The sequence below is a fragment of the Catenovulum maritimum genome (assembly GCF_001050375.1).
Taxonomy (GTDB): Bacteria; Pseudomonadota; Gammaproteobacteria; order Enterobacterales; family Alteromonadaceae; genus Catenovulum; species Catenovulum maritimum.
Genome location: NZ_KQ130489.1, coordinates 94,333 through 118,507, shown reverse-complemented (window position 1 = coordinate 118,507; position 24,175 = coordinate 94,333). Strand labels below are relative to the sequence as shown.

The window sequence follows — 24,175 nt, the reverse complement described above, 5'->3', positions numbered from 1 at the left end:
AATTTCTAGCTTTTTAATAAACCCAGCTATATGCTGGGTTTTTTTATGCATTTAAAAATGATGTAGCTTCCGAGACAGTTTTGATTTCTTACATTAAAAGCATCTACCAATTAGCCTGGCCTATTTTCGTAACCCAATTAATTCAAACCTTACTAGTAACAATAGACTTGTTAATGTCTGCCAGAGTATCTGACACAGATATGGCTGCTGTTGGTACAGCTTTAGGTATCTGGCATCCCGCTTATTTTTTTAGTATAGGCGTGATTATGGTGTTAAGCCCCGTACTTGCGCGTAGTTATGGAGAAGCAAATCATAAAAAATTGGCTGAGCAATTTAACAATGGCCTTTGGTTAGCTTTAATTGTCTGTATTATCACTTCATTAGGATTAAACTTTTCTGATCAGTTATTTAATCTGTTAAAACTAGAAACTGACTTAGCGACAATAGGCCTAGAATACTTATTCTATTTAAATATGGGTTTGCCGTTTATTTGTATTACGGCTTGTTACCGATTCTTGAACGAAGCTGTCGGCCAAACCAAACCCTTAATGATAATTAGTATTGTCTCAATTATTTTAAATATCCCTTTAAATGCTATTTTCATCTATGGCTGGTTAAGTATTCCTGCGTTTGGCGGTGCGGGTTGTGGAATTGCAACAAGCATAGTTAACTTACTAATTTTATTGTCTTTAATTTGGTTTACTTATTTATTCCCTAAAACTAAAGCAGCAATAAAAGAATTTAAATTAAAACGACCATGTTTCCATGAGTTAAAAAGACTCGCGTTATTGGGTTTTCCAATAGGCATTACAGTTTTTATGGAGCTGGCACTTTTCGGAGCAGTTGCTTTAGCAATTGCAACCCATGGGACTGCAGCAGCTGCTGCACACCAAATCGCTTTAAATGTGACTACCAATTTTTACATGGTTCCACTCAGCATAGGCTTTGCAACTACCGCTATAGTGGGTCGTAAAATTGGTGAAAATCAATTAGACCAAGCTAAACAATACGCCAGAGCTAGTCTATTAATGTCGATTAGCTTTTCAATAATCTCATGTTCGATCATTATCATTTTTAGAGATGTGTTTATTTCTTGGTTTACCACAGATCCAGAAATCACTTTAATCGCATTTGGTTTATTAATCTGGGCTGGTATTTTCCAGCTACCAGATGTAATTCAAACACTTGTTTCTGCAATTTTAAGAGGATATGCCGATACTCAAAAACCTATGATTATCGTTCTAATATCCTACTGGTTCATTGGATTTCCACTTGGTTATATATTGGCAGAAACTGATTTTCTTATTCCTGCAATTGGAGTTCAAGCATACTGGATAGGATTATTGATTAGTTTATCTACATCTGCAATTTTGTTAAGCTTAAGATTGACTTACAAAAACAAGAAGGCACAGGTGTAATCACTAGGGAATCATCTTACCAAAAATTTAAACCTCTTATTTCCTAACAATTGGATTCAATCAAAGTAAAAAACCATAACTAAAAGCAAATAAAATTGATATACAAAACCAAAAAAACTGTATTACATTTTTATTTATTTCAAGTTTTTTATCGGATTTGCACTTTTTTTGCTTTTTTTAAGTTTATCTTAACGTCACATCTATTTTTACAAAAGAAAATAAAAGGCTTAACTTTCTAGATTTAAGCCTTTTTATCATTAAGAGTTGTTATGAAAAGAATATTACCCTATTTAATGTACCTCACATTACTCATTTTTACATCTCAGGTATCTGCGCATGAGGCAGGCGTGACAGATACTCAAGTTGAATTAGGTAAAACTCAAGTAAAGCTCACTTTAACCCTGCCAAATAAGTTATTAGTTGGAGATATAAGCCAAGACAACGCAATTAAAAATAATTTAATCCAGTCGTTTTTTAAAGTAAACAACCAAAGTCAAACTTGCATAGTCAATAGAATAGTCCAAAAAGCATTGGATAATATTAATTCAACTCAATATCACCTGCTCTTCCAATGCCCAACTGCTTTGGATCAGGTTAAGCTGACTTATCATTTATCCGAAAGCCTAACAAATGACCATAAAAACTACTTAACAATTAAAATAGCAGGCAGAACCCAAGTAATTACATTAGACAGACTTAATAACCAACACCAAATACCAGTAAAAAAACTGATAGATTTGTGGCAGATTGAGTTAATTGATAATAATTTTGAGCCGAATAATCAAAATCTTGCTGAACAAAATAGCTTCTGGTCAGAAATAAGCCGAGTCTGGTCAGCAACTAGCCATTACTTTTTCATCGGTATAGAGCACATAATCTTTGGTTATGACCATTTATTGTTTTTATTAGCACTAATACTGTTACCAAGTTCAATAAGACACCTAGTTTTAACCATTACTTTCTTTACCATTGCACATTCTTTAACCCTAGCGCTATCTCTATTTGAATTAGTTTCAGTTCCAATCTGGCTTGTCGAAAGCTTTATCGCGGCCAGCATTATCTTTGTTGCATTAGAAAACATTAAACGATTGAACAAATACAGTGATATACAGCAGCCAAGTTATTACAACAACCGATTAAGAATTAGTTTCGTATTCGGTTTAATTCATGGTTTAGGTTTTTCATTTATATTAAAAGAGATGGGGTTAACTCAAGATTTAGTACCAAGTTTAATCTTTTTTAACCTAGGTGTAGAAACAGGACAAGTAGCCTTAGTGATTTTATTTATTCCGCTGCTATATGCTTTACACAAAAGCAAGAAGTGCTCAGTATTACTTCAAATATCGTCTTTGATACTGGTCTTTATTGGTAGCTTTTGGTTAATTCAAAGGATTAATTAAGTTTAAATTTCCCAAGGCAATTGGATCCAACTGTCTTGCTTAACTTTTTCAACAAAATAGTCTGTCTGACAAACCCCGTTTGGTTTGGCATACACACAGGCAAAAATAGCTTTAGGAAAATGTTGTTTTAAAAACCTTATTGTATTACCACTATCAACTAAATCTTCAATAAATAACCAACCATCTCCGTCATGGTTTGGATATTTCAATAGGTTAATTTCTGCTTGTTGATTGTTTTTATCGTAGCTACTAACACAAACTGTGTCGATTAAACGAATATTCAGCTCACTGGTAATAATTCCAGTTGGAATTATGCCACCACGAGTTACCGCAACAATTCCAGTTATGTTTTCAATAGATTTCAACTGACTCGCTAGTTGCCTTGTGTGAAGATGAAATTCATCCCAGCTAATAACCAATTTGCTTGAAGACATAGTTAGCCTGCCGTTATCTATAGAAATAAAGATGTTCTAAATGGCCAAACTCGTTAGCCATTTAGAATTATGAAAGCGAATTAAGCGTTAGTATCAACACTCGCTGCTGCAGAAACCATCACCATAGCAGGTCTTAATAAACGACCATTTAAAGTATAACCTTTTTGCATACAAGCAATAACTGAGTTTGGTGCAACATCTGGACTTGGTACCATAGACATAGCTTGATGAACTTCCGGATTAAAAGCATCACCTACTTCAGGAGAAACAGCATCAATATTAAATTTAGCTAGCACTGAATCGAAACTCTTTAACGTTAATTCAACGCCTTCAATCATAGGTGCTAAATCTTCGTTATCACGATCTGCCGCTTCTAACGCACGTTGCAAATTATCTGCAACGGGTAGTAACTCACCTGAAAATTTTTCTAATGCAAATTTATGCGCTTTTTCTAAATCTTGAGAAGTTCTTCTTCTCATATTATCAACTTCAGCTTTTGCTCGAATAACAGAATCTTGTTGGTCTAATACTTTTTGCTCTGCTGCAGCTAATTTAGCGGTTAACTCAGCAATTTGAGCTTCTGAATCAGAAACTTCAACATTTTGCTCTGTTTCAGACGTATCGACTGTTTGTTCATTTTCATTGATGTCTTGAGCGACTTCTTGTTGAACGTTCTCTTGTTCATTACTCATTATAGAAACTCCAAATTAAGGTACTTAAATTCGTATTATGCCAATATGGGGCTTTAGATTTCTTATTCAAGTAAATATTTGCTCATAGGGTGAAAAATAAATGGTTTTGAATATCTAAAGGCATGATAGTATTCATTTTCGATTAACATTGTCTTAAGTTGTCTTGCGGAATTTTTCTTTTATGAATTTAGTTTTTAAAAAAGTGGGTATTGTTGGTAAATTAAATCATAGTGATACCCAACAAACCTTAATGGGTTTGTCTGACTTTTTATTAAAACGAGGCTGTGAAGTCTATATAGAAGAAAGAATCGCATATAATTTTGATCAGCCAATTAATAGATTAAGCTTGCTAGAGCTTGGGCAAGAATGTGATTTAGTCATAGTGATTGGCGGCGATGGTAATATGTTAGGAGCAGCTCGCGTGTTATCTCGATTTGATACTGCTGTAATTGGTATTAATAGGGGTAACCTTGGTTTTTTAACCGACATTCATCCAGAAGCTTATGAAAGTATCCTCACCAAAGTGCTCAAAGGTGAGCATTCTATAGAAGAAAGATTTTTACTAGAAGTCGAAGTTAAACGTCAAGGTGAAGTAAAATGTAATCACACCGCCGTTAACGAAGCCGTACTCCATTCAGATAAAGTCGCTCATATGATGGAGTTTGAAGTCTACATCAATGATAAATTCGTTTTTAGCCAAAGAGCGGATGGTTTAATCATGAGTACACCAACAGGCTCAACTGCTTATTCATTATCTGGTGGTGGTCCTATTTTAACGCCAAACTTAAATGCGATTTGCTTACTGCCAATGTTTCCACATTCGTTAGCGAATAGACCTATAGTTGTAGATGCAAATTCTAGTTTAAGGCTTGTTGTTTCAAACAAAACAGGTTCACAGGTTGCCGTCACTTGTGATGGTCATACCACCCTACCCGTTATCGCCGGTGATGAGATTCATGTTAATAAAAACCCCAATCATTTAAAGCTAATACATCCGAAAGATTATAATTATTTCGGTGTATTAAGACGAAAATTGAATTGGGGCAGTAAACTATATTAAGCTATATCTAGTGCTTCAAATTCTACTTCATAAGAAGTGAATTTTCGGATATTGATAACACCCGATTCAAAGATTAAATACTGGCCTTTTATGCCAACTAGCGTATCTTGTATTTCTGCTTGCTTATCAAAATTATAAGATGTGATTTTAGTCGGAAATTGGGTGACTGGATATTCTATTGTAACTATCTCGTCATCAAGGCTTTCGACTGCATCCGCTCCATATTGCAAAACGATTTCAGCTAGTTTTTGCTCTATTAAAGGTTTTAACTCTACAGCCTTTTGATTCAAATCTATATCTTCAGGATTGCCTTTTAATAAATTACGCCAGTTAGTTTTATCAGCGATAAACTCAGCTAAAGCAATTTCGACTAAACCTGATTGCAATCGAGTTTGTACTTTAAAAATAGGTAAGGCCTGTGTCGCACCTTGATCTATCCAGCGTGTTGGAACTTGACTATGTCGAGTGATACCGACTTTTAAACCCGACGTATTAGCAAGGTAAACGTAATGTGGGATCATACAATTTTGTTCACCCCACTCTGGTTCGCGACAAGTACCAGCACTATGATGGCAGGTTTCAGGCTTCATAATACACATATCACATGAAGCCAGTTTTCTCATGCAATTAAAGCAATGCCCTTGAGAGTAACTCTTATTGGTTTTTTTTTGACAATTTAAACAACGGATATTGCCCGTATGCTTTAACCGAATTTTTTGACCTATATATTGGTTTAAGTTAATCAACTCATCATTAAGCGGTAAGTTATAACTAACGGGAGATGTCAGCTCTGTTTGTAATTTTTTAAGAAATCCGATCATTAAACTAGTCTATTGTGGCAAAAACACTATTGTAACTAAGCAGAGCTTAATTACATTAATTTTCTCCATTTAATGTTTTGAATTTAGAGCTAAATCTATAAGGTCTGTTGGCGTTTGATTGGCATATTTCTTCTACGTTACCCCAAATCGATTTGGGGTAAGCTGACTTTGCAGTGCATTTGTGTAGTGTAGTGCATGCACTACACTACAATCGCTATGCCTTGTATAAATACCAAAAAATAGCTGAAATTTTACTCAAAAAAATCAACATGTCCTTGGTTTATCTAAATTTTTCCAGAATAAAAACAACTTAGTCGAAACTGTTTTGACATCATGACCAAATAAATATAAACAAGGCGTAAAAATGAGTGTCGTCAGTGTCGCAAAAACAACGCCATAAGCGAGTGAGACTACCATAGGTACCAAAAATTTAGCTTGCTCTGTATCCCCAGATAGCATAGGAACTAAACCAACAAAGGTTGTAAGCGAGGTTAATATAATTGCTCTAAATCTTAACCTACCCGCTTCTTTCGCGGCCTCAAAAGCAGATAAACCTTTTGCTCTGAGTTGATTTAAACAATCAACCAGCACCAAGTTATCATTCACCACAACACCAGCAGCGGCTAAAATACCGAGCATAGAAAAAGCGCCAAAATAGACTTCGTGTCCTAAGTGCCCAAATATTGATCCTGTATAGGCAAATGGAATTGCAGACATAATTAATAGCGGTTTCAAATACGATTTAAAAGCAATTGCCATTAATACATACGAAATTAATAAAGCCAATCCTTCATAATGGTAAACCGTATTCATAAAATCATCTTTATTACGATTACGACCATTTCTATCCATGCTCACTTCAGGATTTCGTTTTAACCAATCAGGTAAATATTCTTGACGAATTTTATTCTTAAGCACATCTACATTATTGCCTGAATATTCGGCCCAAATCCAAACGACTTTTTTTCCATCTCGTCGCTGAATTCGGCTAACGCCTGGAATTAAGTCTATATCGACTACATTAATAAGTGGGATTTCCCTTTTATCACGTGTTCGTATTTTTAGCTGATATAGTGACGCGATATCTTCTCTTTCAAGCCGAGAGTATCTAACTTTAACGCGTGAATCACCGCCTTCTCTTGGTAAACGCTGTACTTCTTGACCAAAAAACGCTTGGCGGATTTGATTGCTGACATCCTTTAAGTTGATACCTAAAGCTTCTGCGCCGGGTTTTAAACTTAAAACGATTTCTTTACTGCCCTTGTCTAAGCTGTCCCTAACCATATAAATATCATCATATTCATTCATATGTAATTTGAGCTCGTTAGCAGCCTTAGTCATGGCATCTAAATTATCTCCCATCACCATAAAAGCAATTTTAGGATCTCTTTCATTTAAGGTTGCTTTAAATTCAACTTCTTCAGCATCTGGAATATCACCAATCATTTCAGTCAATAAATTAGTCGCAGTTTCAGTATCAATAATTCTATCTTGATAAGGTACTAATTTTAAAAAGCTTGAAATTCGGCTACCGTTGATTCGACTGTAATGGTGAGCAATAAAACCGCCGTCCCCCGTTTCGGATAAATCAGCGACATGCTTAGCGAGTTTTGCTTGGCCTTGGTTCATTTGAATTAGAACTTGTTGAAGTCGAGCAAAAGAGGCGTTTTCTGGTAAGGTTACATTCAAACGAATAGTGTCAGCTTCTATTTTAGGTTCAAACGATTGCAGTACAAAATTGTCATTTAATAACTTTACGGACAAACTAAACAATACAATAAAGATGCCTAACACTATGTAGCGATAACCTAATATAAAATCCATAGCTGGCGCATAGATTTTATTCGCCAAGTATTTGAGGGCATTAGCAAAACCTTGCTGAATTTTATCTAATCTGCTGAGCTCTCTATTTGCATCGTCGTCTGGCAAATGTCTTAAATGAGATGGCAAAATAAATAAAGCTTCAAATAAAGAAAAGCTAAGCGCTAATACCACAACAATAGAAATTGCCCGGGTAAACTCAGCGGTACTACCAGGCAAGAAAGCCATAGGTGCAAACACTATCATAGTGGTTAATACGCCAAAAATTACAGGTTTAGCAACCGCTTTTACACCATTATATGCAGCTTGCTCACCATGAAAGCCATTTTCATGTTGGCTGTGAATACTTTCACCTATGACAATTGCATCATCTACCACAATACCAATAACCATCATAAAAGCGAATAAAGACAACATGTTAAGTGATACATCAAAAGTTGGTAGTAACCAAAATGCAGCCGCAAACGCCGTTGCTATGCCGGCTGAAACCCAAAGTGCGATCCTTGGCTGTAAAAAAAGCAATAACAAAGTGAAAACTAAAATTAGACCACTGATTGCACTATCAAATATAGTCGTTAATCTACTTTGATAAGCATCATTCCAATCTTCCCAAACCGTCAATTTGTAACCCTGAGGTAAAGTCTTTATTTTGCGTTCTATATATTCATTTACGTTTTTAGACATCTCTGGGATGTTCATATAATCGCCGTTATATACATCAATGAGTACTGCGACTTCACCATCAAACGATGAATATCTACGACTAGCTTGTAAGCCATCGACTATTGTAGCTACATCACCTAATCTCAATATGGCGCCATCAGCTTGATGCCTAATAATAATATTTTCAAAATCAACCTGATTTTCAGCTCTATTTCTAACACTTAAACGAAACGACTCTGTTTCTCCAACAACTGAACCAGCTGATAAATTAATCGAGTTAGCCTTAACCGCATTTGAAATTTCGTCAAACGATAATTGATACTCTCTTAGTTTTTGTTCTGAAACCTCTATCGATATTTCTTCTGCGATATCACCAGAAATATCAACGTTAGCAATTAGTGGTAAGGAAGATACTTCTCTGCGAATTTCTCGGGCGACTTTATTTAGCATGAGTTCATCCATATCCCCATGAAGTGCAATACGGATCATCTGATCTCGATTGACTCTTTCAGTCACTATAGGCTTATCTGCATCACTTGGTAATCCATTGACTGAGTTAATTTTTTCTCTAATATCATCAGAAAATTTGCGTCTATCTACCCTTTCCTCACCTGTGATAGATATTTTCGCACCACCTTCCCATGCATTTGAAACAATATATTTTATGCCTTCTACATTCTTAACAGACTCTTCAAATCTAACAATAATTTGGTCTTCGACATCTCGTGGACTAGCGCCACGCCAATTCATTCGAATATCCATAATTGGCAATTTAACTGTTGGAAATGGTTCTTTTTCTACCGAAAATAAATAACTCATTATCCCAGCCACCACTAACGAGAACATGGCTAGATTTGCAGCAATTGGATTTTTAATCCACCAAGCTAAAATAGAATTAGATGGCATTAGGTTTCCCCTTTTCACCAGTCATGCTTTGCTTTAACCCTTTGTCACTTTTCTTTCTATCTTTTTGCATGGCAGATATGTTTGCTTCTGGACGTTTTTTATTGCCTCGGATTACTTCAGATGTGCCCATCTTAATAGGCAAAACCGGCATGCCTGGCGTCGGTATAGCTAAGGCAGATGTAATAACTAAGCTCCCCTTAGGTAAATCCTTCACAATTATGCTATCTGGTGTACGCTGAATGATATTAGCAGTGATGATGTTAAGCCGATTGTCTTTATCAACTGTCCAAATCAACTGATTACTTCGTAAAGACTCTTTAGGTAAAATAGATATATCATTTGCCATATTGCCGATAATTTCAGCATTAACAAATAATCCTTTTAATAAAGGTCGAGACTGATTTAAGTAACTGTTTCTGACTTGTGCGACGGCATAAACACTCCGTGTTTTATCATCAATCACAGATTCGGTTCTAACTATTTTAGCTGGCCACACAATAGTATCATTGCCAATTTGAGCCGAAAGATTAACGCTAAAAACTGACTCATCAAAGTTTGAATAATAAGCGAGTGGAATACCAATTTGGCTAATTTCTTGGGTACTTAAAGCTAAACGGACTTCCATTACTTCAGTTGAGAAAAGTTTGACTAATAAACCTGCTCGATTGATGTATTGCCCTACTGTTAGGTTTTCAGATTCGATACGAGCGTTAAAAGGGGCTGTAATTGTCGTTCTAGTCAAGTCAAGTTCAGCTTGCGCTAGTTCTGCTTGAGCTGATTCTAAAGCTGCTTCAGCTTGTTTTAATTGCGGTATCCCTAACGCTAATTCTGAAGCATTTTCTCTTCCTAGCTGTTTTAGCTCTCTTTGTGCGGCATTGGTTTCGGCTTTCGCTTTAGCCAATAACTGCTCGTTTTGTGCCACTTTTGCACGGCGCTGAATAACCGTTAATTTATAGTCTTGGTCTTCTAATTGAACCAACACTTCACCTTTAGTGATGACACCACCATTAACAAAATTAGGTGATAAATAACTAATTTTACCGGCGACTTCACTTTTTAATTCTAAATAATCTTTAGGTAAAACCTGGCCTTGGCTATAACCAATTAAAGGCTGAGAAATTTGTTTTGATTCATGAACAAATACCTTAATTTTTTTAACTTTATAGGGTCTTTCTTTAGGTTGTGGCTTATTGTCATCAAGCCAATTAAATCCTAACATCGTTAAACTAATTAATATAAGTGGAAATACCAACCATTTTTTAATAAAGCCAAGCCAGTTCGTGTTTGGGAAATGCTGATGAAGAAAAGACATGATTAAAGTATTTCCATTGTTTCGTTAATATTAAAAGATTCACCTAGAGCTAAAATTAACCTGACCCTATTAGCTAATATACTATAGCGGGTACGAGTTAATTCTGATTGAGCGTTAATACGGCGAGACTGTAGATTCAGTAACTCAAAACTTGTTGCGACACCGTCTTGATATTTTTCAATAATTCTAGCTTCTGCTGCTTTAATATGTGTATATCCATCTTGGGTCGTTTTTAACTTATCTCTGAGCATTTTTTCTAGATACAAACTTCTCTCAATTTCTTGCCACGCCACTAACAACGCTTTTTGGTATTGAACTAATGCCAATTCTTGTCTTGCTGTGCGTGATTCTTGTTCTGCTTTAATTGCGCCAGCATTAAAAATAGGCTGAGTAATATCCGCAGTTAATGACGACAACCAATACTGCCAATCAAACAGTTGAGAGAATTCAACTCGATTATTAACTTGTAAATTACCCGTTAATTTAATATCCGGTAAGTAGCCTTTATCCGCTTCTTTTTTTCGATAAAAGGCACTAGTTAATCTGTATTCCGCTGCAACTAAATCTGGCCTTTTACTTAAAACTTGTTTAGGTGAAATAACTTGGATTTGTTCTGGTATGTCAATATTAAGATCGGGATTTATCGTTAAAGAGTCTGAATTCTGTCCTAGTAAAAGATTAAATTTTTGAATGGATTGATGAAGATTAAGTTGTTGTTGAATTAAATTAGATTCTATATTTTTTAAACTATTCATGGCTAATCTATAGTCTTGGCTATCAACTAAGCCTGAATCTAATCTTTGTTCGGTAATTTCTACTCGCTTGGTTTGACTTTCTAAATTTGATTTCGCGATTTCTATCAATTCACTAGCTTGTTGGATATCGAAATAAGTCAGGATGATTTGGCTTGTCACTAATTTACTGGCAGCTTCTAAATCAAATTTCACCGCATCAAGATCGCTGATTGCGGCTTTTTCTAAGTTATCTAATTTATCCCAAATATCTAACTCCCAGCTTACCCTAAATCCTGAACTGTAACTTGTTGTCCAATTTTTCTCTACGACTTGGGACTGACCTCGACGGCCAGAAAGAGAAGCGTTTACTTGTGGCCAGAATTTACTTTCGCTGGTTGATAATGCAGCCTCACTAATTTTTAGCCGCTGATAAGCCATTTTAATATCTAAATTATTTAATCCAGCTAATTTTATATTTTCAACTAAGCTATGAGGTAAATTTATCAACACGGATGATTCTTCAGTCGCATCTTGAGTATGCCAATTTTCAGGTATAATTAAACCATCATGCAAATCCTCATTTACATCTGGCGCACTAGAGCAACTAGCCATAACAACTGAGAGCAAGACTAAATACAATTTTTTACTGTGTGTGAACATTCAATTTAGTATTAATTATCATAATTAAAAATATTATATCTAATTAAACGAAAAACAGCTTCAGTGTGGTGTAAAGATTTGGTAAGAAAATTAAGCAAATTTGAAGCTTTTGCGCACTTCGTGATTAAAGTTAATAAACTATAAAATTTAATAGTTTGATCTAGCTATAAATAAACAACAGCTAAAGATGTCAATTGTGATTGGATACGATAAAATAACTTATCTTAATTGAATTATGCTCACATATGATAGAAATCAACAATACTGAAAATTGCTTAAAAGGAAAAACCATCCTAGTAACTGGCGCTGGCGCTGGCATAGGAAAATCAGCAGCAATCCATTTTTCAAAATTTGGTGCCGAAGTTATTTTACTAGGTAAAACCACAGCTAAATTAGAAGCAACTTATGATGAAATCGTTAAACTAGGTTATCCTGAGCCTGCTATTATTCCACTCGACTTAAATGGCGCTACAAAGCAAAATTATTTGGATATGGCCAATACGATTAAAGACACGTTCGGTAAATTAGATGGTGTTTTACATAATGCCAGTTCACTCGGTACTATAATGCCATTTGAACAAATGTCAGAAGAAATGGTCGACGAAATATTTAAAGTTAATCTAACTTCACAGTTTAAAATGACACAAGCCCTATTACCTATTTTAAAGCTAGCAAAAACAGCCTCTGTTTTATTTACAAGTTCAGGTGTAGGACGCAAAGGAAAAGCTTTTTGGGGAGCTTATTCAATTTCAAAATTTGCAACTGAAGGCATGATGCAGGTTTTAGCTGATGAATATGATAATACTCAAATTCGTTTTAACAGTATTAATCCTGGTGCGACTGCGACTAAAATGAGACGAATAGCTTTCCCAGCAGAAGAACAAGCTAAATTAACTCAGCCAGATGATATAATGCCAATTTATATTCATTTAATGTCAGATAATAGTCTAAATATAAATGGTCAAGCTTTAAATGCTCAGTAATTAGCAGTTGGATTGGTTAATTTTTTGCTGCAATAAATTTTAATTTCGCTATATTGAAATTGTTAGCGAGTTGATTCGGTCAAAATAATTAACCAATTATCGCAGGAAGCTAGTTTTTAATGATCAAACATTATCAAGCCACAATTGAGCAAGCAATCGAATTTATATCCTCCATCAGCGACGAAGCTTACCTAGGTCAAAACCAAAGCAGTTCAATTGGTGCCCATACCAGACACATAATTGATCATTTTAGAGTGATTAAATCTGCGCTAGATTCCGACAGTCTAATCGTCGATTATGAAGATAGAGATAGAGGAAATTCAATCGAAACAGATAAAGATTCTGCACTTAAAGCTTTAGAGTTTTTATCGAGTTGGCTGAATGAATTAAAAATTGAAAAACTTAACCAAGAATGTGTCGTACGAGCGGAAGTCAGTAATGCTGATTCATGTATCACTAACTGCCGATCTACCATAGCAAGAGAAATTATGTTTGCTGCGAGTCATGCTGTTCATCATTATGCTTTAATGAAAAATTTGATTGCAGACATTCAACTGATTTCAGCACCAAATAACTTTGGTGTTGCACCTTCAACTGTTCAATTTCAACGTTAATGTGCACTCTAACTTGGCGTAAATTAGCCGATGGATACCAAGTATGCTTTAACCGAGATGAACAAGTTACAAGAGCGAAAGCCCAACCGCCCAAGATAGATTCAACACTGGAAGCGATTTACCCAACTGATCCGCAAGCTGGTGGTACTTGGATAGGAGTAACAAAAACTGGAATATGTTTTTGCTTGCTGAATAATTATCAAGCGACTGAAAATTCCAGTAAAACTAAACCACTTACTTCTCGAGGCATGATTATTTTAAATTGCTTAAGACAATTACAAAAAAGTAAACCAAACTTTAAAGATTTAGCTCAGTATATGAAAATTGAGGATTTTGCGCCTTTCACACTCTGTATTTTCACTAACTCGAATAAAAAGGATCGAATAGACAATTTACAAGTTGATTGGGATGGCAACAAGCTGTCGTACCAATCAGTCGATCAAATTGTAACTTCATCTGGTTATAAATTCGAGCAAGTCAAAGCATCCAGAATTTCCACTTTTGAAAAATTTACAGCTTCAGATCAAACTCTAGTTGATTTTCATAAAAGCCATCTTCCAGCAAAGGGGCCCTACTCGACTTGTATGCATAGACAAGATGCCAAGACACAAAGCTTAAGTGTCATCAATGTCACTCGCTCTAGTATAAAATTCGATTACTTTGACGGCTCTCCTTGTACTTCCATTTCTCCATCAACCCTTTATATATAATCTTACTCTGCTAATATTTTGTTAACCTTTGTCAAATAGTTTGGTAACTCGCTCCCTAAATACAGTTTCAGTAACCTTTCAGGGGCAGATGGAAGATGTACACTGAGTAACAAGCCTGGCGTTTGTGCAAAATTAGGGTCTATCCCTAAACAATGAAATTTAGCGCCAAGCTGATAGTACTGCTTCAGTAAAACGGGTAAGCCTTTACCATCAGGTTCAATTTGTTTTATTAACCACTCCAGACTGGCGATATCTTTAGGATATTGATTAAGGTAAGAATCTAATTCAGGTACTGGTGGGTAGTTAAAGGCTTGTTTAGGGGTAACGTCTTTACTATCAGTTACTAAAAACCGTTCAATTAAATAAACACTTAGTTTTTCATATTCAGTAGACAGTGAAACAGTACCATACAAGGTTTGATATTCGGGCTTTTGGTTAACGAAATGAGCAATGCCTTTAAATAATAATAATAATGAATAATAACTCTTTTGATATTTGGGTAAAATAAAAGAGCGTCCCATTTCTAGGCAAGCCTGAGTTTGGTTAATGAATTTCTGACCAAAATCAAACATTTGACTCAAATATAAACCAGAGCAGGCTTTATTTTGCTGTATCAGATCAGTCTGTCCCATTCGATATGCCCCAACGACAGCATTTTCATCATGGTCAAAAACAAATAAGTGGGTATACACTTTATCCAGTTCATCACCATCTTGTGGTTGACCACTTCCTTCTTTATATAAACGAAATGTCTCTTCTCGTCTTATTCTGATTTCTTCAACTAAATTAGGGATCTGATCATAATTAGCATAATAAACACTGAAGTGCTTATGACTCGCGAGCTTTTGATTCGAGTTTAAATTTTTTATTTCAGCATCTAATAAATTCGGACAAATATAAGGGGCAAGCGCTAATTCTATTTTATCAGTCAAACTAGCAGTCCAAGCTTGTTGATATTCGGGGTTTAACAAATAAGTAGATAGTCGGACTAAATCGGTAGCAGCTTGGCTGGAAGTAGCTTCTGGTAATTTGAATGTTTTGTTGGCAAATGTCATAGGCACAGCTTTCCCTTTCGCGGCTAACATTTCTCTAATTAACATTAGCAATCTAAATCTAAAATATATTTTACCCAAGTGATAAAAGCGACTTCTATTTTTACCTGTTATATAAAGCGGTAAAATATCGGCTCCCGTATTTTTAGCCAAATAAGCTAAACTTCTGTGCCAATTATGATCTGTAATGTAACCTAAATCCTTTCTAAAATAACTCACTCGACCAGCCGGAAATAAAACCAGTGCGCCATTACTGTCTAAATGTTTCTTGCATGATTTTATCGACTCTAAATTACCACTAGCACCAACTTTTAATGGGTTTGTAAAAATAAAATAAGGCGATAACTCTTTAAATATAGATAGTCCTCTATTTGCGAGTACTTTTAAATCGGGTCTGTATTGGCTGATAACATGCGTTAGTATAACCCCTTCAATACCGCCGAATGGATGATTGGCGACAATAATAATCGCCTTGTCTTTAGGTATTTGTGTCAAGTCATAACCTAATACTTTTATATCTAAATCGAAAACCTGAATAAATTTTTGGGTAAATTCATTTGGAGATAAGCCATTAAAGTCATGGCATTGATATAAATAATTTAACTTATCGATTCCGAGCAACTTATCAGCGATCTTTATCAGCGTTTTATAAAAGAAGCTGGATGTTTGCTGGGCAAAAAAATGGCTTAGTGATAGATTATTATCTTTCATTATTGATTAATTATTTAAAGTTTAAATTATGAGTATTAAAACTTGGTTGGCCGTAGCGTCAGATAAACAAATAGTAACACGTTCATTAAAAATATCTCTGATTGTTGGTAGCTTACTCACTTTAATCAATCAATATGAAATTTTCATCGGCGAAACACAGATTACAACTGCCCAATTTTTGAAAATTGTTTTGACCTATATGGTGCCATATGCAGTTTCAACCTATGCAGCTGTTTCAACTAAACTAAACAAATAAAACGTTAAGCTAACTTACCAAAAGTGAAGTTAAGTAGACTTATGTAAAATTTAATTATTAAAGCGGCTATTTTAGCGTTTTTTCTTTACTGCAGTTACCCCAAGATTAGTATATATCTACCATTACATTTTCTAGTTGTTTTATGAAAAATTTTACGCTTTACCTAGGTTGTATTTTTACTGTATCTCTTAGCTTTAATGTCTTCTCAGTTCAACTACATCCCAAACTTAACCCGCAAAATTCGTCTTGGGATGACACAAGTAAAACCATCACGATTAATAAGAGTGTCGTGTTTGGTAATGATAAAGACAAGGAAGCTTTTTATTGGAATATTCCAAAGGCAGTTAAAAAGGTTATCCTTGGCAAGGATGTCACAATCACTGGTGGTTTTAGGTTTACCGACCAAGCAGAAATAACAGGTCTTGATAGAGATTCAAGTATTATTTACGGCACGGAAACATATGCTTGGGCCAGAGGGAAAAATAAAAAACAAGATCCAGGTACTTCATGTAAAAATGGTCCTAAGGGTGACGATATAGTTCATGATTGTGAAAAATGGTCTTATGGTGCCATCAGCGTTATTGGAAAAGCCCCTAAACACTTAAGATATAAAGTATCCAACTTGACTATCATTAACCCTAGAACTTATGCCATTACATCACAAAACCATGCATTTGATATTGATAGAGTCACAATTTTAAATACTCGTATAGATGATACCCAGAGTAATTCTGATGGCATAGGTGGCGGTCCAAATACTCGTATTACCAATACCAAAATTGATACTTGGGATGATGCGATAAAGCTCTACAAAGATGGCATGCATGTCGAAAATGTAACCATAATACATAATGGTAATGGTGCTCCTTTTCAATTTGGTTGGAGCAACAAAAAGCCTGCTAATTTCTACCTAAAAAATATCTTAGTCAAACAAGGCATACCAAAACAAAGAGATAAACGTTATAACTTAGCTTTATTCACCAATTCGGGCGGTACAGTTTCGCCAAGCGTTACAATTGACGGCTTAGCTGTAGAATATACAGATCAAACAAAAATGAATATAAGAGGCTCTAAACCTACCGCTATGCCTTTGGTTTATATTCGAGGTACAGAAAAAACAAAAGTCGAGTTAAAACACGTTGAAAATAGTCCACTACACCTAAAAGTCGACCAACTTCACATTGGTAAAGGTGAAGTAAAAACCAACTTTAAATTACCAACGCTAAACAATCGCCAAGCTGAAATTACCGGCTGCCGATGCTAACTGGGTTTTGTGGCAGTTAATTTAGCTGCCACCTAATTAAGTTTTCTCCTTATAAACAGTTTTCAAAGCTAAATTTAAATTGTACTTTTTAGATAAATTTACCCTATACCCTTTTTTTTAATTCATTAGCCTTTAAAATACCTAAAATTTATTTTTAGAATCTTTTTAATGTTTGAACTTAAATACCACACCCCATTTGAATGGACTAAAGCCGTTTTAGCTGACTTTGATGCGTTTTTACAAGACCATGCTGCGGCTGAAAAAAAAGCATCGGGTATGGCAATGTCTATGCTTTCTCACTACCCAGATCGAAAAAAGCTTGTCCGTGCTATGACAGACTTAGCACTAGAAGAATTAATACATTTCAAGCAGGTATTAAAATTACTTGAAGCAAGAGATGTTACCCTTGGCGACGATAAACAAGACAGCTACATTAAACAAATTCGAAGCGTTTTCAGAAATGGTAAAGACGTATTTTTGATGGATAGATTGCTCGTCGCTGGTGTTATTGAAGCTAGAGGTCATGAAAGATTTTCACTAGTCGCTCAAGCTTTAGATGAAGGTAAAGATAAAGATTTTTATGTGGCGATTGCAAAATCAGAAGAAAAACATAAAAATTTATTCGTTGAGCTTGCTTATGAATACTTTGATAAAACAGAAGTTGATCAAAGGTTAGAAGAAATTTTAGTCGCAGAAGCCAAAATTTGTGAAGGTTTACCTTTCCGAGCGGCACTGCATTAAACTTAAATGTATAAACTTAGACCCTACCAGCAAGAAGCAGTCGACGCGACATTAGCGCACTTTAGAAAAACCAATGATTCAGCTGTAATTGTATTACCAACTGGTGCGGGGAAAAGTTTAGTTATTGCGGAGCTAGCTAAGCTAGCCCGCCGTCCCATTCTCGTTATAACTCATGTTAAAGAGTTAGTTGAACAAAACCACCAAAAATATGAAAGTTATGGGCTTAAAGCTGGGATATTTTCAGCGGGCTTAAATGCCAAACAAACTGATTTTTCTGTTACTTTCGCAAGTATTCAATCTATCTCAAAAAGCTTGGACTTATTCGATAAAAGCTATAGTTTAATCATTATCGACGAATGTCATAGGGTTGGGTTAATAAACCCAAAACAAAAACCTGATGAAAGTCAATCGGACACAAATGAATATCAAAAGGTTATCCGATATTTTACCAATCAAAATGCTAATTTAAAGATACTAGGCCTAACCGCAACCCCCTATAGACTAGACTCAGGTTGGATTTATCAAAAACATTATTTTGGCTTTTATCGAAGTGAAAAACCGGTTCAGTTTGTTAAATGCATCTATGAGCTGCCACTTAGGTATATGATAAAAAATGAATATTTAACACCACCTAAGTTAATAAATGCCGCGATTGAACATTATGATTTTTCCAGTTTAAAACCAGGTCAAACCGGTGAATATAAAACCAATGATGTGAATGAGTTATTACTAAAATATCCTAGAGTGACACAAGCGATTTGTGAGCAAATCGCGAATATAGCGACTAATAAATCCGGCGTGATGATTTTCGCTGCCAGCGTAAAACATGCAGAAGAAATAGCCCAATATATCTCAAGTTTTGATACCACTAGTTCTTATGCCTTAGTGACAGCAAAAACATCTAGCGAAGACCGAGCACAATTGATCAAGGCTTTTAAAGCGAAACAAATCCGTTACCTAATTAACGTTTCTGTTTTAACAACAGGTTTTGATGCCCCACACGTAGACTTTATCGCTATCTTACGGCCAACTCAATCTGTTAGTCTATATCAACAAATAGTCGGGCGAGGTTTACGCTTAGATCAAGGAAAAAAAGAATGTCTAATTATAGATTATGCTGGCAATGATTTTGATTTACACCATCCAGAAGTCGGTAGCTTAAAGCCAGATAGTAAAAGTATTCCGGTATCAGTTCCCTGCCCTCAATGCCAATTTAATAATATTTTCTGGGGCAAAGTTGATCAAGATGGCGATTTAATCGAGCACTATGGTAGAAGGTGTCAGGGCATGCTTGAGCTAACCAACAATCAAGAGTCACAATGCCAATTTAGATTTGTATTTAAACAATGTCCAAATTGTAATCATGAAAATGACATAGCAGCTAGAGTTTGTAACCATTGTCAGCACCAATTAATTGATGCCGATGAACTCATAAAAGATGCACTTAAACTCAAAAACTACCTAATTATTAGATGCGCTGATATGAAATTGTCTGAGCATAATCATAAGCTAAAGATAACTTATTATGATGAGGATGGTTTAGAGCTAATTGAATTTTATGATTTTAAACATAACAAAAGTCTAAAATCATTTAACCAAGATTATGGCCTGAGATTCAAACTTGGCGCTTGCCCTACTGAATTTAAAAGTATAACTGATGTTCTTAACAATAGTTCAGATTTCACTTGTCCTGATTTTGTAATAGCAAAAAAAGAAAAACATTTTACTAATGTGAAAAACAAGATATTTGATTACTCAGGCAAGTTTAGAAAAGCGAACCAATTATAGCTCGCTTTTCTTAAAACCAGAACGAATACAAATTGGACACTTGTTAAAAAGGCCAAAACTCGACAAATTTAGGTGTCATAATTGGGACACTAATATTTGTGGCCGCCAATAGACCAGTTTTAACATCGCGTGTGAATAGATTTAATTTATGATCTTTTTTATTTCCGACTAAAATATAATCTTGATTTTCAGAAAAATTAAAATCTCTAGGCCAGTTACCACCAGTGGAAATAGATTGAATATGTTTCGCTTCACCGAGCTGATCAATTTTAAATACAGCAATTGAGTTTTCTCCGCGATTGGCGACATAAATGTATTGACCGTCATCAGACAACCTAATAGCAGCCGCTTGGCTATGCTTAGTCCAATTTGGATCAAGCGTATTTAACCTTTGTTTTACTATTAGCTGACCTGTTAGTAAATCTTGCTCTAAAACCACTAAAGTATTTGAAATCTCATTGATTAAGTACGCAAAATTACGGTATGGATGAAAAGCTAAATGCCTAGGCCCATCACCAGCATCAAGTTTAACGGCCGTTTTACTTGCCCAAGCCTGAGAATTCTCATCGAAATAATAATGCTTTATTTCATCTATGCCCAAATCTACTGAGTATAAGAACTTTCCTTCTGGAGACCAGCCAGACCAATGTGGATGTGGCGAATCTTGCCTTGGCAGTTTTCCTTTGCCTTGGTGTTTAAAAGTCTTAACTAAATTCAATCTGTTTTCTTTATATTCCAACAAACTCACATGAGGTGAAACATAAGTCGCAACCGAAACCATGTTTGTCACTGAGTTAAAACTTATATGACATGGGTAATCGCCTAATCCCGTCAATTGCGTTTCTAATTGCCATTTATCCTTGTTAAGCCGATAAACAAAAGCACCTGAATTAGGCTCTTCATTAACAGCAAAGATTCTTTGTGAAGCTGAATCTATATCTATATATGACGGATCGGTTGTTTTAATTATTTGGTCGACTTTGTAGGCTTGATTAGTAGTATCTATTTGGACTTTATAAACACCAGACTTATCACCTTTATCATCACTAGAAACAGCAAATTCTAAAATTTCTGCATTTGCACTTTGTATAAAACTAGAGGCCAAAGCTAAGGTGAATAATCTTGTCGTAATTCTGTTCATTTATCATGTTTCTATTATTAAAATTATAATGATAGAAACTTAACCTAACTCAAATATTATGCAACTAATTTTAGGTTTGAGTTAGGCACAAAAATAATTTTCCTCTATAATTTTAGTTGGATTTATATTTAATAAAATCAGGAATGGATATGGATTATTCAGATTTAAATTGCTTAGTATTAGATGACAGCCGTGCGATTACAGATTTAATGCAAGTAATACTCACCAAAGCTTCGGTCAAAAGTATCAGTAGTTTTAATATGGCAATGGATGCCCTCGGCTATATAGAAAGCCAAGCAGTCCAACCTAACCTTATATTTTGTGATCTAAACATACCTGGTATTGATGGCGTTGAGTTTATTCGTTTGTTAAACCAAACTGAATTCAAAGGCCAGCTTATTATTATGAGTTCTATGTCTGCACGTGTCATTAATTCGGTTGAGAAGTTAGCTAAAAATTACAAACTCAATTTAATTGGCAGCATTATCAAACCAGTTACTGAAGCAAGTGTTTTAAATGCACTTAAATTAGCTAAAGAAGATACTGGTCATAGACAATACGACAAGCCCAATCAGCTTAGAATATACGAGTTAATTAGAGCATTAGACGAACAACATTTCGAAATTTTTTATCAACCCATCATTAGCGCATCTACCCGAGAAGTCATTGGTATTGAGGCGTTGGCACGAATGAATCATCCTTCAAAAGGCATGTTAATGCCCGATTGTTTTATTGAAGAATTAGAAAAAAATTCACTGATAAAACACCTAACTATGCAACAGCTCACTAATTTATTATCGAATTGGGGGGCTTTTAGACACCAAGATAAAACCTTATCCGTTGCAGTAAATATATCAGCCTTGTTATTAGCAGATTTAGATTTGCCTAATTTTATTTTTGAACAGCTTGATAAGTATGGTGTGCCTGCCAATTATTTAACACTTGAGATCACTGAAAGCTGCCTGAGTAGCAACCAAATTAACATGCTAGAAGTATTAAGCCGTCTGTCTATGCATGGAATCAACTTAGCAATTGATGACTTTGGTACAGGTTATTCTTCGATTGAAAGATTGTTAGAGTTCCCTTTTAACGAAATTAAGATAGATAGAAAATTTATCAAAAATGCTATTAACAACGAAAGCGAAAGAAGTACTTTAGAATCCATGATCGCCATGAGTAAAAGGCTTGGTATGAAAGTTACTTTAGAAGGGATAGAAACCTTAAAAGAATGGCAAATGGTTTGCCATTTGGGCTGTGATCTAATCCAAGGTTTTTATATCGCTAAACCCATGCCGTATAGAAAATTGAACAACTGGTTACACCATTGGCACTCAATGAATGGCTAACTCACAGAAATAGTAAATATTATACATAAACTACAACATTTAACACTTGTGGCAAGTGTAAAACATACCTAAACTAATCATTAACAATTTGGCAACTATTAGCTGCCTCTACTTTAATTTAGTCGCTTAAAGGTGATATTTAGTTATGTATTTTCTCGGTCTTGATATTGGCAGCTCTTCAACTAAAGTTTCAGTTTTAGATGCAAAAACAGGTAAAAGTGTCGCTGCGACCAATTTTCCTAAAACTGAACTAGCAATACAAGCACCACAAGCTGGTTTCGCTGAGCAATCACCTGAAACTTGGTGGGAATGTATTAAATCTGCTTGCCAAGAATTATTCACAAATGCGGACTTTGATCCGCAACAAATTGAAGCTATTGGTATTTCGTACCAAATGCATGGTTTGGTTTGTGTCGACAAAAATCAACAAGTCCTTCGCCCTGCAATTATTTGGTGTGATAGCCGAGCGGTTGAAATTGGTGAACAAGCTTTTAATCGCATTGGTCAAGACAAGTGTTTAACTCATTTACTTAATTCGCCGGGTAACTTCACGGCTTCTAAATTAAAATGGGTTAAAGATAATCAAGCTGAAATTTACAGCCAAATAGATAAGATAATGCTTCCTGGAGATTTCATTGCAATGAAATTAACGGGTGAAATCAATACCACCAGCTCAGGTTTAAGCGAAGGTATGCTGTGGGATTTTGAAACGGGTGACATCGCGGAATTACTAACCGAAGATTATGGTTTTGCCAAATCACTGATTCCAAACCTAGTACCGAGTTTTGGAGATCAAGGTCAAGTATCTGAAACAGCAGCTAAAGCGTTAGGGTTACGCTCAGGTATAAAAGTAACTTATAGAGGTGGCGATCAACCAAACAATGCCCTTTCTCTTAACGTTATGGAACCTGGAGAAGTTGCCGCGACTGCTGGTACTTCTGGTGTTATCTATGCAGTAACAGATAAGAATGCATTTGACCCTAAATCGCGAGTGAATACATTCCAACACGTTTCACATACTGAAGAAAACCCAAGAAATGGCGTTTTACTCTGTGTAAATGGCACAGGCCGTCTATATAGCTGGGTCAGAAGTTTATTAAATGTCGGTAATGGCGAAATTTCATATCCAGCCTTAAATGCATTTGCTGATGATGTCGAAATAGGCGCAGATGGCCTAGTACTTCACCCATTCGGTAACGGTGCTGAGCGCGTACTTCAAAATAAAAATATTGGTGGTCACATACGTGGTGTTGATTTTAATCGTCACCACTTAGGTCATATCGTTCGCGGTGCACAAGAAGGCATAGTATTCGCCCTCAAATATGGTTTTGATGTCCTAAAAGAAATGGGCGTGAGTAGCGATCTCGTTAGAGCTGGTAAAGGCAATATGTTCTTAAGCCCTATCTTTGTCGATGCTTTTGTCAACAGTTGTGAAACCAGTGTTGAATTATACGATACAGATGGCGCTGATGGCGCAGCTCGAGGCGCAGGGTTCGGTTTAGGTTATTACACCAACCGCCAAGAAATGTTTAACGGATTATCTATTTTAGAAAGTTATCAGCCTGATAACCAAAAAGTAGATCAATATGCAAACGCATATCAAAACTGGAAAAAATATTTAGAGTTGTAAAACATCTCTATTTAAAAC

Annotated in this window: 20 protein-coding genes; 12 read left to right on the top strand and 8 right to left on the bottom strand. The window is 35.4% G+C overall.

Annotated elements, in window-relative coordinates:
* The first annotated feature begins 80 nt into the window (after nt 1-80).
* Nucleotides 81-1,418, top strand: coding sequence for an MATE family efflux transporter (locus XM47_RS09825; protein WP_048692117.1), 1,338 nt, complete (start codon nt 81-83; stop codon nt 1,416-1,418).
* Nucleotides 1,419-1,687: 269 nt separating this feature from the next.
* A complete protein-coding gene (locus tag XM47_RS09820) occupies nt 1,688-2,818 on the top strand; it encodes a HupE/UreJ family protein (protein WP_048692116.1) in 1,131 nt (376 codons plus the stop codon).
* A gap of 2 nt (nt 2,819-2,820) precedes the next feature.
* On the opposite strand, the gene gpt is transcribed toward XM47_RS09820, so the two are convergent.
* Nucleotides 2,821-3,252, bottom strand: a complete 432-nt coding sequence (gene gpt / locus XM47_RS09815; RefSeq protein WP_048692114.1) for a xanthine phosphoribosyltransferase — start codon at nt 3,250-3,252, stop codon at nt 2,821-2,823.
* 80 nt (nt 3,253-3,332) lie between these two features.
* Nucleotides 3,333-3,944 (bottom strand): nucleotide exchange factor GrpE, encoded by a 612-nt coding sequence (grpE, locus tag XM47_RS09810; RefSeq protein ID WP_048692113.1) that lies wholly within the window; start codon nt 3,942-3,944, stop codon nt 3,333-3,335.
* Between the two features lie 181 nt (nt 3,945-4,125).
* Between grpE and nadK the strand changes: the two genes are divergently transcribed.
* Nucleotides 4,126-5,004, top strand: coding sequence for an NAD(+) kinase (gene nadK, locus XM47_RS09805; RefSeq protein WP_048692111.1), 879 nt, complete (start codon nt 4,126-4,128; stop codon nt 5,002-5,004).
* Here the strand turns inward: nadK and XM47_RS09800 are convergent.
* The 4 genes from XM47_RS09800 to XM47_RS09785 form a co-directional block, all read right to left on the bottom strand.
* Complete coding sequence (locus tag XM47_RS09800; RefSeq protein ID WP_048692110.1) at nt 5,001-5,825, bottom strand: DUF2797 domain-containing protein; 825 nt, start codon at nt 5,823-5,825, stop codon at nt 5,001-5,003. The two genes, nadK and XM47_RS09800, sit on opposite strands and share 4 nt — an antisense overlap.
* A 264-nt stretch (nt 5,826-6,089) precedes the next feature.
* On the bottom strand, nt 6,090-9,215 hold the full coding sequence (locus XM47_RS09795; RefSeq protein ID WP_048692108.1) for an efflux RND transporter permease subunit: 3,126 nt from the start codon (nt 9,213-9,215) through the stop codon (nt 6,090-6,092).
* Entirely contained in the window at nt 9,205-10,527 is a 1,323-nt protein-coding gene (locus XM47_RS09790; RefSeq protein WP_077066528.1) for an efflux RND transporter periplasmic adaptor subunit, read from the bottom strand. The genes XM47_RS09795 and XM47_RS09790 overlap by 11 nt, the downstream gene beginning before the upstream one ends.
* A 2-nt stretch (nt 10,528-10,529) precedes the next feature.
* Nucleotides 10,530-11,873, bottom strand: coding sequence for a TolC family protein (locus tag XM47_RS09785; protein WP_172656517.1), 1,344 nt, complete (start codon nt 11,871-11,873; stop codon nt 10,530-10,532).
* A 293-nt stretch (nt 11,874-12,166) separates the two neighbouring features.
* Between XM47_RS09785 and XM47_RS09780 the strand changes: the two genes are divergently transcribed.
* From XM47_RS09780 to XM47_RS09770, 3 genes are all read left to right on the top strand, one after another.
* Complete coding sequence (locus XM47_RS09780; protein ID WP_048692105.1) at nt 12,167-12,904, top strand: YciK family oxidoreductase; 738 nt, start codon at nt 12,167-12,169, stop codon at nt 12,902-12,904.
* Between the two features lie 119 nt (nt 12,905-13,023).
* Entirely contained in the window at nt 13,024-13,518 is a 495-nt protein-coding gene (locus XM47_RS09775; protein ID WP_048692103.1) for a DinB family protein, read from the top strand.
* A complete protein-coding gene (locus tag XM47_RS09770) occupies nt 13,518-14,228 on the top strand; it encodes an NRDE family protein (RefSeq protein ID WP_048692101.1) in 711 nt (236 codons plus the stop codon). The genes XM47_RS09775 and XM47_RS09770 overlap by 1 nt, the downstream gene beginning before the upstream one ends.
* A gap of 2 nt (nt 14,229-14,230) precedes the next feature.
* On the opposite strand, the gene XM47_RS09765 is transcribed toward XM47_RS09770, so the two are convergent.
* Nucleotides 14,231-15,991 (bottom strand): lysophospholipid acyltransferase family protein, encoded by a 1,761-nt coding sequence (locus XM47_RS09765; RefSeq protein WP_048692100.1) that lies wholly within the window; start codon nt 15,989-15,991, stop codon nt 14,231-14,233.
* Nucleotides 15,992-16,019: 28 nt separating this feature from the next.
* On the opposite strand from XM47_RS09765, the gene nrtS reads away from it, so the two are divergent.
* From nrtS to XM47_RS09745, 4 genes are all read left to right on the top strand, one after another.
* Nucleotides 16,020-16,247: a nitrate/nitrite transporter NrtS gene (nrtS, locus tag XM47_RS09760; protein WP_048692099.1), complete on the top strand. Its 228-nt coding sequence runs from the start codon at nt 16,020-16,022 to the stop codon at nt 16,245-16,247.
* A 142-nt stretch (nt 16,248-16,389) separates the two neighbouring features.
* On the top strand, nt 16,390-17,511 hold the full coding sequence (locus tag XM47_RS09755; RefSeq protein ID WP_048692098.1) for a glycoside hydrolase family protein: 1,122 nt from the start codon (nt 16,390-16,392) through the stop codon (nt 17,509-17,511).
* Between the two features lie 168 nt (nt 17,512-17,679).
* Nucleotides 17,680-18,252: a MiaE family protein gene (locus XM47_RS09750; RefSeq protein ID WP_048692097.1), complete on the top strand. Its 573-nt coding sequence runs from the start codon at nt 17,680-17,682 to the stop codon at nt 18,250-18,252.
* A 6-nt stretch (nt 18,253-18,258) separates the two neighbouring features.
* A complete protein-coding gene (locus XM47_RS09745; RefSeq protein WP_048692095.1) occupies nt 18,259-20,040 on the top strand; it encodes a DNA repair helicase RadD in 1,782 nt (593 codons plus the stop codon).
* A 43-nt stretch (nt 20,041-20,083) separates the two neighbouring features.
* On the opposite strand, the gene XM47_RS09740 is transcribed toward XM47_RS09745, so the two are convergent.
* Nucleotides 20,084-21,181, bottom strand: a complete 1,098-nt coding sequence (locus XM47_RS09740; protein WP_048692093.1) for a lactonase family protein — start codon at nt 21,179-21,181, stop codon at nt 20,084-20,086.
* Between the two features lie 149 nt (nt 21,182-21,330).
* Here XM47_RS09740 and XM47_RS09735 point away from each other — a divergent pair, with 149 nt between their 5' ends.
* Together XM47_RS09735 and XM47_RS09730 are read left to right on the top strand one after the other, a co-directional pair.
* Nucleotides 21,331-22,527 (top strand): EAL domain-containing response regulator, encoded by a 1,197-nt coding sequence (locus XM47_RS09735; protein ID WP_048692091.1) that lies wholly within the window; start codon nt 21,331-21,333, stop codon nt 22,525-22,527.
* A gap of 145 nt (nt 22,528-22,672) precedes the next feature.
* Entirely contained in the window at nt 22,673-24,157 is a 1,485-nt protein-coding gene (locus XM47_RS09730; protein WP_048692089.1) for a xylulokinase, read from the top strand.
* Nucleotides 24,158-24,175 lie beyond the last annotated feature (18 nt).

Bases quoted from the DNA above. Each gene is read 5' to 3' on its own strand.
- XM47_RS09820 (WP_048692116.1), top strand. From the start codon at position 1,688: ATGAAAAGAATATTACCCTATTTAATGTACCTCACATTACTCATTTTT.
- gpt (WP_048692114.1), bottom strand. From the start codon at position 3,252: ATGTCTTCAAGCAAATTGGTTATTAGCTGGGATGAATTTCATCTTCAC.
- grpE (WP_048692113.1), bottom strand. From the start codon at position 3,944: ATGAGTAATGAACAAGAGAACGTTCAACAAGAAGTCGCTCAAGACATC.
- nadK (WP_048692111.1), top strand. From the start codon at position 4,126: ATGAATTTAGTTTTTAAAAAAGTGGGTATTGTTGGTAAATTAAATCAT.
- XM47_RS09800 (WP_048692110.1), bottom strand. From the start codon at position 5,825: ATGATCGGATTTCTTAAAAAATTACAAACAGAGCTGACATCTCCCGTT.
- XM47_RS09795 (WP_048692108.1), bottom strand. From the start codon at position 9,215: ATGCCATCTAATTCTATTTTAGCTTGGTGGATTAAAAATCCAATTGCT.
- XM47_RS09790 (WP_077066528.1), bottom strand. From the start codon at position 10,527: ATGTCTTTTCTTCATCAGCATTTCCCAAACACGAACTGGCTTGGCTTT.
- XM47_RS09785 (WP_172656517.1), bottom strand. From the start codon at position 11,873: ATGGCTAGTTGCTCTAGTGCGCCAGATGTAAATGAGGATTTGCATGAT.
- XM47_RS09780 (WP_048692105.1), top strand. From the start codon at position 12,167: ATGATAGAAATCAACAATACTGAAAATTGCTTAAAAGGAAAAACCATC.
- XM47_RS09775 (WP_048692103.1), top strand. From the start codon at position 13,024: ATGATCAAACATTATCAAGCCACAATTGAGCAAGCAATCGAATTTATA.
- XM47_RS09770 (WP_048692101.1), top strand. From the start codon at position 13,518: ATGTGCACTCTAACTTGGCGTAAATTAGCCGATGGATACCAAGTATGC.
- XM47_RS09765 (WP_048692100.1), bottom strand. From the start codon at position 15,991: ATGAAAGATAATAATCTATCACTAAGCCATTTTTTTGCCCAGCAAACA.
- nrtS (WP_048692099.1), top strand. From the start codon at position 16,020: ATGAGTATTAAAACTTGGTTGGCCGTAGCGTCAGATAAACAAATAGTA.
- XM47_RS09755 (WP_048692098.1), top strand. From the start codon at position 16,390: ATGAAAAATTTTACGCTTTACCTAGGTTGTATTTTTACTGTATCTCTT.
- XM47_RS09750 (WP_048692097.1), top strand. From the start codon at position 17,680: ATGTTTGAACTTAAATACCACACCCCATTTGAATGGACTAAAGCCGTT.
- XM47_RS09745 (WP_048692095.1), top strand. From the start codon at position 18,259: ATGTATAAACTTAGACCCTACCAGCAAGAAGCAGTCGACGCGACATTA.
- XM47_RS09740 (WP_048692093.1), bottom strand. From the start codon at position 21,181: ATGAACAGAATTACGACAAGATTATTCACCTTAGCTTTGGCCTCTAGT.
- XM47_RS09735 (WP_048692091.1), top strand. From the start codon at position 21,331: ATGGATTATTCAGATTTAAATTGCTTAGTATTAGATGACAGCCGTGCG.
- XM47_RS09730 (WP_048692089.1), top strand. From the start codon at position 22,673: ATGTATTTTCTCGGTCTTGATATTGGCAGCTCTTCAACTAAAGTTTCA.